13 protein-coding genes are annotated in these 14,250 nt (G+C 43.2%); 3 read left to right on the top strand and 10 right to left on the bottom strand.

The genetic code is table 11. The features are described 5' to 3' along the window. Nucleotides 1–89: 89 nt before the first annotated feature. Both glnE and ACO05V_RS07680 read right to left on the bottom strand, forming a co-directional pair. The gene (gene glnE / locus ACO05V_RS07685) at nucleotides 90–3,020 is read right to left on the bottom strand and encodes a bifunctional [glutamate--ammonia ligase]-adenylyl-L-tyrosine phosphorylase/[glutamate--ammonia-ligase] adenylyltransferase (protein ID WP_421849217.1); all 2,931 of its coding nucleotides are present in this window, start codon (nucleotides 3,018–3,020) and stop codon (nucleotides 90–92) included. 32 nt (nucleotides 3,021–3,052) lie between these two features. Then, nucleotides 3,053–4,000, bottom strand: a complete 948-nt coding sequence (locus ACO05V_RS07680) for a CYTH domain-containing protein (protein WP_421849213.1) — start codon at nucleotides 3,998–4,000, stop codon at nucleotides 3,053–3,055. A gap of 132 nt (nucleotides 4,001–4,132) precedes the next feature. Between ACO05V_RS07680 and argE the strand changes: the two genes are divergently transcribed. Next, nucleotides 4,133–5,308 (top strand): acetylornithine deacetylase, encoded by a 1,176-nt coding sequence (gene argE, locus ACO05V_RS07675; protein ID WP_421849210.1) that lies wholly within the window; start codon nucleotides 4,133–4,135, stop codon nucleotides 5,306–5,308. Further along, on the top strand, nucleotides 5,298–6,620 hold the full coding sequence (argA, locus tag ACO05V_RS07670; RefSeq protein ID WP_421849207.1) for an amino-acid N-acetyltransferase: 1,323 nt from the start codon (nucleotides 5,298–5,300) through the stop codon (nucleotides 6,618–6,620). The genes argE and argA overlap by 11 nt, the downstream gene beginning before the upstream one ends. Before the next feature lie 83 nt (nucleotides 6,621–6,703). Here the strand turns inward: argA and ACO05V_RS07665 are convergent, their stop codons facing one another. From ACO05V_RS07665 to rpoE, 6 genes are all read right to left on the bottom strand, one after another. Then, on the bottom strand, nucleotides 6,704–7,129 hold the full coding sequence (locus tag ACO05V_RS07665; RefSeq protein WP_421849204.1) for a chemotaxis protein CheW: 426 nt from the start codon (nucleotides 7,127–7,129) through the stop codon (nucleotides 6,704–6,706). A 165-nt stretch (nucleotides 7,130–7,294) separates the two neighbouring features. Continuing rightward, nucleotides 7,295–8,704, bottom strand: a complete 1,410-nt coding sequence (locus ACO05V_RS07660) for a DegQ family serine endoprotease (protein WP_421849201.1) — start codon at nucleotides 8,702–8,704, stop codon at nucleotides 7,295–7,297. Between the two features lie 61 nt (nucleotides 8,705–8,765). Continuing rightward, nucleotides 8,766–9,233 carry a SoxR reducing system RseC family protein gene (locus ACO05V_RS07655; RefSeq protein ID WP_421849198.1) on the bottom strand — a complete coding sequence of 156 codons (468 nt, stop codon included), beginning with the start codon at nucleotides 9,231–9,233 and terminating at the stop codon, nucleotides 8,766–8,768. Beyond that, entirely contained in the window at nucleotides 9,233–10,198 is a 966-nt protein-coding gene (locus ACO05V_RS07650) for a MucB/RseB C-terminal domain-containing protein (RefSeq protein WP_421849195.1), read from the bottom strand. Before ACO05V_RS07650 ends, ACO05V_RS07655 begins: the two co-directional genes overlap by 1 nt. A 3-nt stretch (nucleotides 10,199–10,201) precedes the next feature. Then, on the bottom strand, nucleotides 10,202–10,888 hold the full coding sequence (locus ACO05V_RS07645; protein ID WP_421849192.1) for a sigma-E factor negative regulatory protein: 687 nt from the start codon (nucleotides 10,886–10,888) through the stop codon (nucleotides 10,202–10,204). Nucleotides 10,889–10,890: 2 nt separating this feature from the next. Next, the gene (gene rpoE / locus ACO05V_RS07640) at nucleotides 10,891–11,478 is read right to left on the bottom strand and encodes an RNA polymerase sigma factor RpoE (RefSeq protein WP_421849189.1); all 588 of its coding nucleotides are present in this window, start codon (nucleotides 11,476–11,478) and stop codon (nucleotides 10,891–10,893) included. Nucleotides 11,479–11,711: 233 nt separating this feature from the next. Between rpoE and nadB the strand changes: the two genes are divergently transcribed. Then, nucleotides 11,712–13,307: an L-aspartate oxidase gene (gene nadB, locus ACO05V_RS07635; protein WP_421849186.1), complete on the top strand. Its 1,596-nt coding sequence runs from the start codon at nucleotides 11,712–11,714 to the stop codon at nucleotides 13,305–13,307. Here nadB and ACO05V_RS07630 read toward each other — a convergent pair. Both ACO05V_RS07630 and ACO05V_RS07625 read right to left on the bottom strand, forming a co-directional pair. Beyond that, on the bottom strand, nucleotides 13,304–13,660 hold the full coding sequence (locus ACO05V_RS07630; protein ID WP_421849183.1) for a hypothetical protein: 357 nt from the start codon (nucleotides 13,658–13,660) through the stop codon (nucleotides 13,304–13,306). The two genes, nadB and ACO05V_RS07630, sit on opposite strands and share 4 nt — an antisense overlap. A 73-nt stretch (nucleotides 13,661–13,733) precedes the next feature. Then, nucleotides 13,734–14,009 (bottom strand): succinate dehydrogenase assembly factor 2, encoded by a 276-nt coding sequence (locus tag ACO05V_RS07625; RefSeq protein WP_421849180.1) that lies wholly within the window; start codon nucleotides 14,007–14,009, stop codon nucleotides 13,734–13,736. Between the last annotated feature and the right edge of the window lie 241 nt (nucleotides 14,010–14,250).

Raw genomic sequence — 14,250 nt, 5'->3', positions numbered from 1 at the left:
CTAAAAAAACATCAATAAATTCAGTATAGCTGGGCTTTGATCAATTTACGAACATCTTTTCACAACATTTTTTATAACAAACCGCACCATCAAATTTTGTCATCACTCACAAAGCTATCCCAATACAGACTCACCAAGTTTTGGTTATCGACCAAGGTATCCTTTTGAACCACTCTACCCTGCTGCTGCAAACTCAATCGATGAGTTAGAGACCGATAAAGCGTATAAGTATCCGTCATTTTTTCGGCCTGCTCAGCACCAATCAAGCCAACTAAAGCGGCTGCTTCAAGCTGTCGAACATTGTCGGAGAATCGCATCAGCTCGGGGTATTTACATGACCAAGCCAACACTAAATATTGCACCATGAATTCAATATCAATAATGCCACCAGCCCCTTGTTTCAGATCAAAACCTTTTTCTTTGCCGCCCGTATCAAGGTGAGCACGCATCTTCTCGCGCATTTTGATGACTTCCGCTTTTAATTCATTACGATCTCGAACCGACGCTATAATTTCTTTGCGGCAATCTTCAAATTTGGCTAGCAAATGAGGCTCACCTGCCAAACCACGTGAACGAGTCAACGCCTGATGCTCCCAAACCCAGGCTTCTTTTTGCTGGTAATCTTTAAAAGCATCTAAACTCGATACCAACAAACCAGAGTTACCCGAAGGACGTAAGCGCATGTCCACTTCGTACAATCGACCAGCAGCGGTAAAGCTAGTAATCATGTGAATTAAGCGCTGCCCGAGGCGCGTATAGAAAGTGAGATTGTCGATACTGCGATCACCATCTGTACTGCCGTTTGCTTGCGCATCATGAATAAACACAAGATCGAGATCTGAGTCGTAACCCAGCTCCCAGCCGCCTGACTTACCATAACCAATAATCGCCAATTGTGGTGTTAAAGCGGCTTCTCCTTGACTCACTGGAAAGCCGTGCTTCTTAGTCAAATATTGCCAAGACTGCTGTAACACATGATCTAAAAGTACTTCCGCCAACCAAGTTAAGTGATCGCTCACTTTCATGACAGGTAATATCTCGGTGATATCACAGGCAGCAATACGCAAGATAATAGAACGCCTAAAGCGACGCATGGCGTCCATCTGAGCTTCTTCATCATCTTCCGGCAAACGCAATAAGATAAGTCGCAACTCTTCCGCTAGCATGGTTTTATCGGGTGGCGAAAAGAGCGTATTAGCATCTAGCAGTTCATCCAACAACGCAGGTGTCGTCGAAATTGCCTCGGTAAACCAGACACTTTCTCGACACAACCGAATTAGGTGCGTCAGCGCGGTTTGGTTTTCGCACAATAAAACCAAATACGCAGTACGACGTAACACTGCTTCTAGAATAGGGAAAACACGCTCTAATACCAAATCTGGATTGGCTTCGTCTGTTAACTTAGAAATCAGAGCTGCTAAAAATACAGCAAGTCGTTCATGACCAATAGGCTGCATAAACACCACAGTGCGCGAGCTAAGCAATTGAGAAATACGTGAAATGCTTGCCTCTTGATCCTGCCAAGCAATCTGCTCAATCGCGTCTTGGATGGCCTCTCGGTCTTCCGGATGCTTAATCAATAAACGCCATGTTTCCTGATTTTTCACTTCCTCACTGCTTTCGTGACCATCATCGATTAGCGCCACAAAAGAGCAATGCACATTTTTTCGCACTTCCCAGAGTCGCTTATCTAAAGCTTCCCACGAAGGGAAACCTACTATCAAAGCAATACGAGTTCGCGCTCGATCATCTTCTGGCAATAGCTGAGTTTGCTCGTCATTTACTGCTTGCAATGCATGCTCGGTGCGACGTAAAAGTAAATATGCCTCACGAAGTTGATCCATTTCTTCGACGGGCAAATAATCCTGTTGAGCAAGGTAAGGTAAGACTTTCAACAAGGCCGGGGTTTGCAAACCTTGATCTCGGCCACCATGCAATATCTGTAAAGCTTGAGCGATAAACTCCACTTCACGAATACCGCCTTCGCCCAATTTAATATTGTGTTCTATGCCTTTGCGGCGTACTTCCTTGGCAATCATTTGCTTAAGATCACGCAGCGCGCCTATCGCACCAAAATCAAGGTATTTACGATAGACGAAGGGCTTTCGTAAGGCCTCAAATTCCCTTACATCCAGCGCATTACCCGACATGACACGAGCCTTGATCATGGCATAACGCTCCCAGTCTCGCCCTTGATCTTGGTAATAGTTTTCCAAGGAATCCATGTTAAGTACCAAAGCACCAGACTGGCCAAACGGCCGCAAACGCATATCGACTCGAAACACAAACCCATCTGCGTTAACCTGATCTAAATGCTGAATCAGTTTTTGACCTAACTTAGTGAAGTACTCTTGGTGAGACAGACTTTTCTTTCCGTCTTGGGTATCGCCATGTTCACGAAACGCAAAAATCAAATCGATATCAGAAGACAGGTTTAACTCGTTGCCGCCCAGTTTGCCCATACCAATGACAATCATCGACTGAGGCTGACCGTGACTATCCAACGCCTGACCATACAAGGCGAGATAGTGCTGCGTTGTCCATTGAAGGCTGGCATTCACACAAGCATCCGCTAAAGCGCTTAAACGTGACGTCAGCTCGGTCAATGAAAGTCTCTGCTGAATATCCAAGGCAATCAACCGCACCATCCACCACTGACGATACAAACGCAAACGCTTAACAAGACCCGCTTCGTCCAATGGCTCTGGCGATTCTGCCGGGCAAGCGCCCGCCTCACATGAGAAAAACGCTTCACCAGCCATCAAGGCTTCTTTGGACGGCTTTTCAGGTAATTTTTTAAGCGCCAGCAAATCATCTAACCAATGGGGAAAACGAGTAAATTGCTGATGCAAATAATCACTCAAAATCCACAAGGGCTCTAACGTATCAATTTGCTCTTGGTTTAATGAATCAAGACCATGTCTTTCTCGAGCGTCTTGGATATGCTCCAGTAACAAAGCACGAGAAGAGGATTGTTCACAAAATATCGCGTAGTTCGGGTTCAAATGCGGAGGTGTCACAGGGCTTCCTTACAAAATCTTCTTTTTATTTTTTACACAGATTGTTGGTTTAACCATTGTCCAACAGCCAGCATGGTGAGGCCAATTTGAGTCATTCCTGCGAGCTTTTTCAGCAACAAGTCTTCTTCCTCGATTAGTTGTTGTTCTAATTCACTATCTAAACGCTCTAATGCTAGTGCTAATTGATTGGGCAAACAGGCATTTAATTGGGCCATGGAATGGCGCAAAGGCTGCATCAGCGCTTCGTCTTTCATAAAATACATGGCTTCCCAATAAACTAACCACACTTCATACCAATATGCGGCCAATTCTAATGTATTAGAAGTATTCACTGGCTTGTTAGGGAATTCAATCTGTCCGTATTTTAAACGCACGCCTTTTTGTGCCTTGGAAACGATACTAACCTGAACTGGCACATGCTCTGCGAGTTGCAACGCAAACTGATACAAACCCGCCTCCTCACCCTCTTTAAGCTCCAGTTCTAACTCACAAATCGCGTCTTCACCATAAGGAGAGGTTACCAAACCTTGGTCACAAACCACTTCCATTTTGGTTTCTTGGGATTGGATGTTCCAAACTTGTCGCTCAAAGTCCGTACGATAAACCTCGACCAAGTTGCTACACCAAGACTTATCTTGCAATGATTCGGGCAAAGGAACGTCACTTAATAAAGACAAATCCAATTGATCGCTGGGTACAAACCACTCCCATTCACCACGAGCATGCATGCCGATGCGGTTACTGCCACGCGTTTTGACGGTTTGAATAAACTTATTATTAACAGCGCGGATACGCAATGCCATACCGCCTTGCATCAAGTCTGCGTCTTCCGTATCAAAATAGGCATTCATCAAAGCCAATGTTGGCTGACGAGATTGTTCATCAGAATCAGAAGATGCACAAATTTCATCAAGAAACTCACTTGCGGACTTGAGATACTCAGAGTGAAGCATTAACTTTAGCTCTAGCTCGGTAGCCATAATATTTGAACCTCTAAAACCTTTGCTGTTGAGCAAACAACAAAGAAAAAATAATGTGCGAGCAAGTGTATCAGATGCCTAGCTTACAGTAGTAATATTCGACAATAACTCGGATTCAAGGAATATCCTTTTATGCCCGCACTCCCCTCTCTAATTAGTATGATGTCGCAACTTATTGCTTCACCTTCTATCAGTTCTAGTCAAACCCATTGGGATCAGTCAAATAAAGGCGTGATTCAATTACTTGAAAGCTGGCTCAGCTCGCAAGGTTTTCAATGCGAAGTCATGCCATTACCTGACCAACCCCATAAGTTCAACCTGATTGCGACACTCGGAACTGGCGATGGTGGCTTGGTGCTTGCAGGCCACACAGATACGGTTCCTTACGATAAAGGTCGTTGGAAATCAGACCCATTTAAATTGGAAGAAAGAGATCAAAAACTTTATGGCTTAGGCAGCTGTGATATGAAAGGTTTCTTTGCCATTGTGATCGATACTGTTCGACAAATGCAGCTGTCTAATTTAAAACAGCCACTTATTATTCTGGCGACCGCTGACGAAGAAAGCTCCATGTCGGGTGCAAGAACCCTAGTTGAACGAGCTTCATTAAAAGCAAGATACGCTCTGATCGGAGAGCCCACATCATTAACACCTATTTATGCTCACAAAGGCATTATGATGGAGCGTATCCAAGTGACAGGGCGATCTGGACATTCTTCAAATCCGTTATTGGGTAATAACGCACTGGATGCGATGCATGATGTAATGTCAGAATTAATGCTATTCCGCCAGAAGCTTAAAACTAATTATCGAGATGCGAGCTTTGTCATTGACTACCCAACCATGAACTTTGGCTGCATCCATGGCGGCGATAACCCAAACCGTATCTGCGGACACTGTGAGTTAGAGTTTGATTTACGAGCACTACCAGGCATGAGTAATCAAGCATTAATGGCGGAAATTGCTCAGATATTGCCACGTATAGAAGAAAAAACGGGCACAATAATACAGTTGAATAGTTTATTTCCTGATGTTCCATCTTTTTATACATCAATCGAATCGGATATCATAAAAGCCTGTGAAGCCTTAACCAATCGTCAAGCAAGTACGGTGGCGTTTGCAACTGAAGGTTCTTTTCTAAATCAATTGGGAATGGAAACCTTAATTTTAGGGCCAGGCTCTATTGATCAAGCCCATCAGCCAAATGAATTTATGGCGCTGGATCATATTCAACCTATGCAAGAGGTGATTCGCGGTCTAATCGAGCGTTTTTGCCTGCAATTAAACGAGCAAAAAAATGAGGAATAGCGTGACAGAAGAATTCAATCATGTGGACTGGTTCCGCCATTCTTCCCCCTATATCAATGCTCATAGAGGAAAAACCTTTGTCATATTGATTCCAGGTGAGGCCGTAGAATGCGCTCACTTTTCAAGCATTATTCACGACCTTGCCTTGTTGGATTCACTAGGAATCCGCCTTGTCTTAGTACAAGGCGCACGACCACAAATAAGCCGAATATTAGCGAATCGGCATTTAGTCAGTCGAGTCGAAGACGATTATCGCGTCACGCCACAAGATCAGCTATTGGACATTATCCAAGCCTCTGCTGCGGTGCGCGTTCAGCTTGAAGCTCAGCTATCTATGGGACTTTCAAACACACCAATGGATGGCGCTAGGCTAAAAGTGTGTAGCGGTAATTATGTTATCGCCAGACCGTTGGGCGTCGTCGATGGCATCGACTATGGACACACAGGTGAGGTACGCAGAATCGACACAGAAGCCATCTTTCGCTTACTTGAAGATGACAACATGGTACTTTTACCTCACCTTGGCTTTTCTCCAACAGGAGAGGTGTTTAACCTAAAAAGCGAAGACGTTGCCATCCAAGCTGCGGTACAGCTAAAAGCAGATAAGCTGGTTATTTTCTCTGAAGAAGAAGGCGTATTCAAAAGTGACGGCGAACTCTACTCTGAGTTATTAACCAAAGACGCTGAAGCCATTCTTAAAGAAAAAACGCTATCTACCATCACCCAAGCCTCATTAGAGGCCTGTGTTCAAGCCGTGCGTCAAGGTGTACCGAGAGCGCATTTAATTTCTTACAATGAAAATGGTGGCCTTTTACAAGAACTCTTCACTCGTGAAGGTTCAGGCACCATGATTGATGAAGACAGCTATGAGCAATTGCGCCCAGCTCACATTGATGATGTGGGCGGTATGATGGCACTGTTGGCTCCACTGGAAGAAAAAGGTGTTTTGGTAAGGCGATCTCGCGAACTTCTAGAAAATGAAATAGATCGCTTTATTGTCATTGAACGTGATGGCGCCATTGTCGCCTGCGCGGCACTTTATCCGTTTGAGCAAGAGTACTCCGGTGAGTTGGCTTGTTTGGCAGTATCGCCAGATTACAGAGGCTCAAATCGTGGTGAACGCTTACTAAAAGGCATAGAGCAATCTGCTAAGCGTCAAAATCTAACCATGCTCTTTTTATTAACCACACGAACCGCTCATTGGTTTATAGAAAGGGGATTTAGCGAAACGACATTGGCGAGCTTACCAACGCAAAAACAAGCGCTGTACAACTATCAACGTAACTCCAAAATCTTCTCAAAACAGCTGTAATAGCTATTCAAAAACAGCCCAAAGAACAGATAAAACTAGCGAGTCAATGATACCTTTTCATTGGCTCGCAAATTAAAATAAGATTAATCTAGCGCAGAACAGTAATCATTGAACTCCACTAAAATATAAAGCTCATCATCGTGCTGAATAGTACCTTGAATACAGTCATGATCTCGATACTCCAATCCATGAGTGTCATTATTTTCAGGTAGGTCCATAACTCGCTCCACGGCTTCTACTCGAATTCCAAAATAGCCAGTTGGTAAATCCAGTACAATAATATGACCTTCCTCTTCACACTCAGCTGGATCTAAATTCAACAAATGCGTGCCATACAAAACGGTGACCATATTACCACGCACATCAATCATGCCCTCAACACCTTCACGAGCACCTGGAACAGGAGCCGGAGACTGGTAACTAAGTACTTCTTTGACAGTTGAAATAGGGTGAACATAACGCTCACTTCCTAAACGAAAACAAATACCCTTCTCTACCACTTGCTCCACAATCCGCTCCTTTAAAATAATTCGTTCTCTAAATAAAAAACACCGAAAATATGGCCTAAAACTATAAAAAATAGTTACATGTCTAATATTTAACTGCAAGTTTAAAGCAAAAAAAAGCGACCGTTTGGTCGCTTTAATCATTTCTTCTTGTTCAATTTATAATGATTAATCCATTATTTTGAATGGAATAAACATTGGATAGCCTTGTCTAATCACTCGCATAGGTACAGATCGTCCACTTGGAATATCTTTGGCAATGTCAGTAAATTCCGCGACACTGGCAATGCGTTTTCCATTTAACATAGTGATCACATCACCTTGCTGCAATCCATTACGAGCGGCTGTACCACCAAGTACCTGTTCGATAACAACACCACCGTCAATTTCAAATTTCTTCGCCATGTCTGCAGGTACTTCTCCAACAATCATACCAAGACGGTTTTGATCCTGTTGAGATTGAGCTATCGTTTTAGGATCATTTGGTCGAGCTTCTAGCGTCACCGAAATGGTTTGTTCTTTGCCATCTCGATAGACTTTCGCGTCGACTTTTTCACCCGCTTTCATCTGCCCAACAATATAAGGTAGCTCTCCAGAATGGGCGATGGATTCACCATTAAATTCCAAGATGATATCGCCAGATTTTAAGCCTGCTTTTTCGGCAGGAGAATCTGGTAATACACGACTAATCAATGCACCGTTTGATCTGTCTAAACCAAATGACTCAGCCAGCTCATTATTGACATCCTGAATCAACACACCTAACCAAGCGCGAGATACTTTGCCATCGTTCTTCAGCTGATCTACTACCGACATAGCGACTTTGGACGGAATCGCGAATGACACACCCATAAAACCACCAGATCGAGTGTAGATTTGCGAATTAATACCAACCACTTCACCGTCTAAATTAAATAATGGACCACCGGAGTTGCCCGGATTGATCGCGACATCCGTTTGGATAAATGGCACATAGTTATCAGACGGCAAGCTTCGTCCTGTTGCACTAACAATACCAGCTGTCACTGTGTAGTCAAAACCGAATGGTGAGCCAATTGCTAGCACCCACTGACCCGCTTTAAGCTTGTCTGAATCGCCCATCTTAACTATAGGTAAGTCATCCGCTTCGATTTTAAGCAGAGCTAAGTCGGTCCTAGGATCTGTACCAATAAGTTTTGCGATATATTCACGTCTATCATTAAGGCGAACATGAATTACATCCGCGCCATCAATAACGTGATTATTGGTCAATACATAACCATCATGGGAAATAATAAAACCAGATCCCAATGAACTTCGCTGTCCCTGCTGCGGTGGCGCTTGTTGACCGAAAGGCTGCTGACCAAAGAAGTGTTTGAAGAATTCATTAAGTTCTTCGCTGTTTGGCCCTAATTGCTGACCACCTTCATTAGCCGTTTTTGTGGTAACAGTTTGTTCCGTACTGATATTCACAACAGCGGGAGAGGCTTTCTCCACTAACTCGGTAAAGTCAGGAAGCGAAGCCGCATGAGTCAACATCGAAGCCATCATAAAACTACTGACGACAATCATGCTAACGTGTTTAAGCAATCTGTTCATTGATTGGTCTCCTTAAGACGTACCAAATTCATTACAGTGCCAGGTGAAGACATTTAGACGCTTACGATGTCACGACCAAAGGGATATGACCATCGTTAAGCGATTCAATTCTTAAAATTTTGGGATAATACTCAAGATTGTTCATTTCTTGTTTTGACTTGTTTCTTGCCAATAACAAACCGCCAGCAAAGCCAATAATCGAGAAAATAACCGCGATACCCGATTCGCCGCCCCACAAGGACGGTATAACCGCTCCGCCAACCAGACCAAGTAATGGAACCAAATACATCCAAACTGAAGCCTGCAATAAAGTATCCTCTGGAATTCCGACAACAACACTCTGTCCAACTTCTACTGACAAAGGGTCAATGGCTCGCATGCGCATTCGATTCGAGGAAGACACTTGAGCAATTGCATGATGTCCACAACCATGACGAGCACGACAGGAAGTACAGCTGCTCGTACGTATTGTTTCTACGTCCGCAAAGCCATCTTCTATGGATAATACTCTTCCAGTTTCTTCAATCATTACTCTTGCCTTGGCATAAATACAGTCATCAGTTTTTCAATGGTAGATTCTGGAACTTCGCCAACCATGGTCAACAAATACAACTGATCTTTTACTTTAATACTACGCTCACCAGCGATGGTTGCGCCCATATTTAAAATGGACATGGCTTTGGACTTCATCGTCGGCTCAACAAAAATAGATACTGTCGCCATTCCATCAGACAACAGCAACATACTGGTGCCATGATTTAAAGATCTCGCTTCTGGCCAAACCAAAGAAAAACCTTCCGGTAACCAGTCGAATTGCCAAAGATTTTTGATACGTCTTGGCTGAGCTTCAACAACGGGTTCAGAGTAACTACCCTCTTTGGGGACAAAGTCTTTATCTTTCAAGTCAGGTGCAAAATTAACCGAGGTAAATTGGATTCGCTCTAACAACTCACCGTTCGTTTTCAACATATCATGCTTTAAAAGAAAATGATTTTCTGTGTCTAACCAAAATTGATGCCCATAGCGATATTGATCTTTTGGCACAAGCTTTACAGCGACCACTTTGCGACCCGCAATCCGACTTGTGTGTTCGCCAACAACCATATCGTAACCTTTAATAAGTCGGTCACTTTCTACATCTTTAAAACGTTTGAAAGGCGGCACTAATGGTGCGCGCATATTGGCAACAAGCGCATTTGGATAGACAGAAATAATTTTGTTGTCAATGCGCAAGACTTCAATTTTATCACCATCTAAATCCACCAAGCTTTCATATTCCACACCGCCCATCAAATCATGACGTACACGCATGCTATTAATATTCGTTGCTTCAGAATGTACAAACACACCATCGTAACTCAGCGTAGAAAATGATTGAGTCATACTTCTTAATAAATGCAATGCATCTGGCATCGTGCTACTTGCCACACTCATACCCGAAATAGTAAGGCATAGCACTGTGAAAAAAATATGTAATGGCGGAAATAGTCTCATAAATTACTCTTTTATTGGGTAACTAACGACTCGAGCCATAGGTATCATTCCCTGCCCAACGGTCATCGCGGCTTGTTCAGCATGTTGTCGAAGGTAATTTTGCAACCTAACGTTATCTATCTGTAAAGTATCTTTATCTAACTCAGCCAATGGCGTTACAACCATATTATTGGTTGATGGCGAACGAACTTCCGCCACCAAATTAGGTGTCTCTGAACCTGGCGTTAGTAATTCATTGCCACCAAAAATCACGACAAACGCAACACTCGCGGCCACAGCAACGCTAGACAAGGCAACGCGCCACACTGGACGAGAAGCTCTGTTTTCACTAGATAAAACAAAAGGCAGCAAATTTTTTGCGCTTTGCTCTTCTGGAAATGAAGCATCAACATTAATTCCTGCTCGCACACGACGCATCAAGCTATCTTCAAGACCTACGGCAACCGGTGACTCTTTGTGAAGTGCCTGCTGAATTAAATGGTAAGCTTCCAGCTGACAACTTAACTCAGCACTGTCTTCATCAATTAATCGTTCTAGATCCTGCTCTGTCGCTTCGCCATCGAACATAGCCGACAAACTAGAATGCACTTCTTCGGAACTATTGTGTTCTTGGAAGCCATCATTTTCTCGAGTACTGTCATTATCTCGGGAGCAATCATTTTTTGGGAAACTGCCGTTTAAAGCTGTCATATTTACTCTCCTGTATCCATCAATGGACGTATGTGTTTTTCTACCGCTTCTCGTGCGCGAAAAATACGTGATCGAACCGTTCCTACAGGACAGTCCATGATCAATGAAATATCTTCATAACTCAGACCATCGAATTCACGTAAGGTTAATGCGCTACGCAATTCTTCCGGCAAATGCTGAATGGCATAATGAATCGCTTTTTCAAGACGATCACTGTTTAGCTTTGCTTCAGGCGTGTCTATATCCGCTAAGGATTCATACACACTGAAAACCTCTTCATTATCCAGCTCAACATCAGATTCTGGCGGACGACGAGAACGACTCACAAGGTAGTTTTTTGCTGTGTTTACAGCAATACGATACAACCAAGTGTAAAAAGCACTTTCTCCACGAAAACTCCCTATCGCACGATACGCTTTAATAAAGCTATCTTGAGCTACATCCAGTACTTCACTTCTATCTTGTACATAACGTCCAATTAAACCCATGACCTTATATTGATATTTGATAACAAGCAGATCAAACGCCCGCTTGTCACCCTGCTGTACTTTCTCAACTAACGCCTGATCAGAAGACGTTTCGTGCTGCATAGGCACCTCATATTAAAACCTTTTTCGTCTGCGCCCTTGCTCATTACAAGAGAAGACAACGTTCCACTCAACGAGTTCCCATTTCATATTATCAAATCACCTATTTAGAGAAATAACCGCTCGCTCTAAATAATGAAGTATGATGAATATTTAAAATGCAATCTCAGAAAGTATTCACTATTTACTGGCAACAATAGTAACATTAATTTTTAAGCCATAATTAGATCAATAACATGAGCCGACATTATAAACACGACATCGTCATTATTGGCGCGGGAGCCGCAGGGCTAACGCTTGCTCTTGAGCTGGCAGACAAGCATAGCGTTGCTATTTTGACCAAAGCAGATATCCGTGAAGGATCCACTTTATATGCTCAAGGTGGTGTTGCGGCTGTATTGTCGGACAAAGATACTATTGATTCTCATATCAACGACACCATAGACGCGGGCGTTGAGCTTGGCGATCCAGAAGCGATTCGCTTTACGGTTGAACACTCTAAAGAAAGTATCGATTGGCTGATTGATCAAGGCGTTCCTTTCACTCGTTATGGGGAAAGTGAGGAATATCATCTAACAAAAGAAGGCGGTCACAGCCACAGACGCATTATTCATAGCGCTGATGCGACAGGTTTAGCGATTTCTAAAACGCTTATCAAGAACGCAAGCAATCATCCAAATATCGAATTTTTCCCTGATCGCGTGGCCATTGATGTCGTCACCACTAAAAAACTCGGCATCACAGGACCAAACCGAGCGGTTGGCGTTTACGCTCTTAATCTTGATGACGATGTGATTGAAGTTTTCCATGGGCGCTTTGTATCACTCGCTTGTGGTGGCAGCAGCAAAGTTTATCTTTATACCAGTAATCCAGATACCGCTTCTGGAGATGGCATTGCTATGGCGTGGCGAGCAGGTTGTCGAGTTGCAAACATGGAGTTCAATCAATTCCACCCAACTTGTCTTTACGATGCTAAAGCCAAAACCTTTTTGATCTCTGAAGCAGTTCGTGGCGAAGGCGGTAAACTCTTATTGCCGGATGGCACTCGCTTTATGGCGAAGTTTGATAAACGAGAGGAATTGGCACCGCGAGATATTGTTGCACGTGCAATTGACCACGAGATGAAACGTCTTGGGATTCACCATGTTTTATTGGATATTTCTCATAAAGATCCAGAGTTCATCAAAGAGCACTTCCCAACCATTTATAAACGCTGTTTAGAATATGGCCATGACATGACGAAAGGGCCAATCCCTGTCGTACCTGCTGCGCACTATACTTGTGGTGGCGTGGTTGTTAACCGTCACAGCGCAACCGATATAGACAACCTTTATGCTATTGGTGAAACCGCTTATACCGGTCTTCATGGAGCTAATCGTCTAGCAAGTAACTCTTTATTAGAATGTATTGTTTTTGCTCGCTCTGCCGCTCATCATATCTCTGAAAACAATTTACAAACCAATGATGTAGTGATTCCTGATTGGGATGAAAGCAAGGTAACAAACTCTGATGAAGACGTGGTGATTACCCATAACTGGCAAGAATTGCGACGTTTTATGTGGGATTATGTCGGCATAGTAAGAACCGATAAACGCCTATTAAGAGCCAAACATCGGGTTGATTTATTATTGTCAGAAATCCAAGAGTTTTACGCTAACTACAAGGTTTCGAATGATTTATTGGAACTGCGAAATTTAGCCGTGGTTGCTGACTTGATCATTCGCTCGGCGATGTCTCGAAAAGAAAGTCGCGGCTTGCACTTCACGTTAGATTATCCAAATAAGCTAACCACCAGCACACCAACGATATTGACACCCAAAAACACAGATTAAGCTTTTGAACCAAAACGTTTTTTAGCCTCTTCACTGCGGCGCTGCAAGATTTGTTGCGCCGCATAAGAACGCAGAACTTGATACGCTTCCACTGCCACGCTATCGCGATATATCACTCGATATTTGGGCCAAATTCGATCTAAAAAAGTCTGCCCTTGATCCACTTTAGCGATCAATTGAACGCCATTGGCGCGTATAAAAAGTAGCCTTTCATAACCTCCTCGATCAAATAAAAACGCGCCTTGCTCATCGATGCCTATTTGTCGTGCAGGCTGACGAAACATACGAATGAGTAGCACCAATCCTCCTAAGCCAACAACCAGATAAAGCAATGCCCGCCAAACGGCAGGCATCCAATAAATCTGCAACAGAGCAACATAAGCTACGACTACAAATAGCCACAGACTTATGCCAATCCACGAGCATTTAAGCTCGGTAGTTTTCAGGCTGAACACGAGACACAATAATATTAACAATGCGAGCATGATCCGGATCTTCCGGTACAGCACTTTGCATAAACCATGGGAAAAGATCTTGATCTTCGCAGGTAAGCAAATTAACAAAGCGCTGTTTGTCTTCTTCTTCCAACGTCAAATACACGTCCGCTAAAAAGGGCTCTAGCAGAACATCGAGTTCCAACATGCCGCGACGACACTGCATTTTAAGACGTTTAAAACTAATCGAATCTGTGGTTTCAGTCATGTCATTACCCTTGAGATAGAATGCCGCCATTATAGCCATTTATACAAAAAAAACGAAAATACCTTGGCATCATTCACTGACATTTATCACGTAAAACCTTATTAGACATAGAGTCAATTAAAGGACATCAAAAGAGTATTAAATTGACTCAATTTCTATCAATAACTAAAAAATGAAACAAAATAGTACATTTATTGGCGTTTTATGTATTAACAGGTCAATTCTGACATGACCTATATTA

It is taken from the genome of Marinomonas sp. (genome assembly GCF_965225885.1).
Classification (GTDB): domain Bacteria; phylum Pseudomonadota; class Gammaproteobacteria; order Pseudomonadales; family Marinomonadaceae; genus Marinomonas.
Note: the sequence above shows the minus strand (reverse complement) of the source record. Positions and strands in the feature narration are given on the sequence as shown.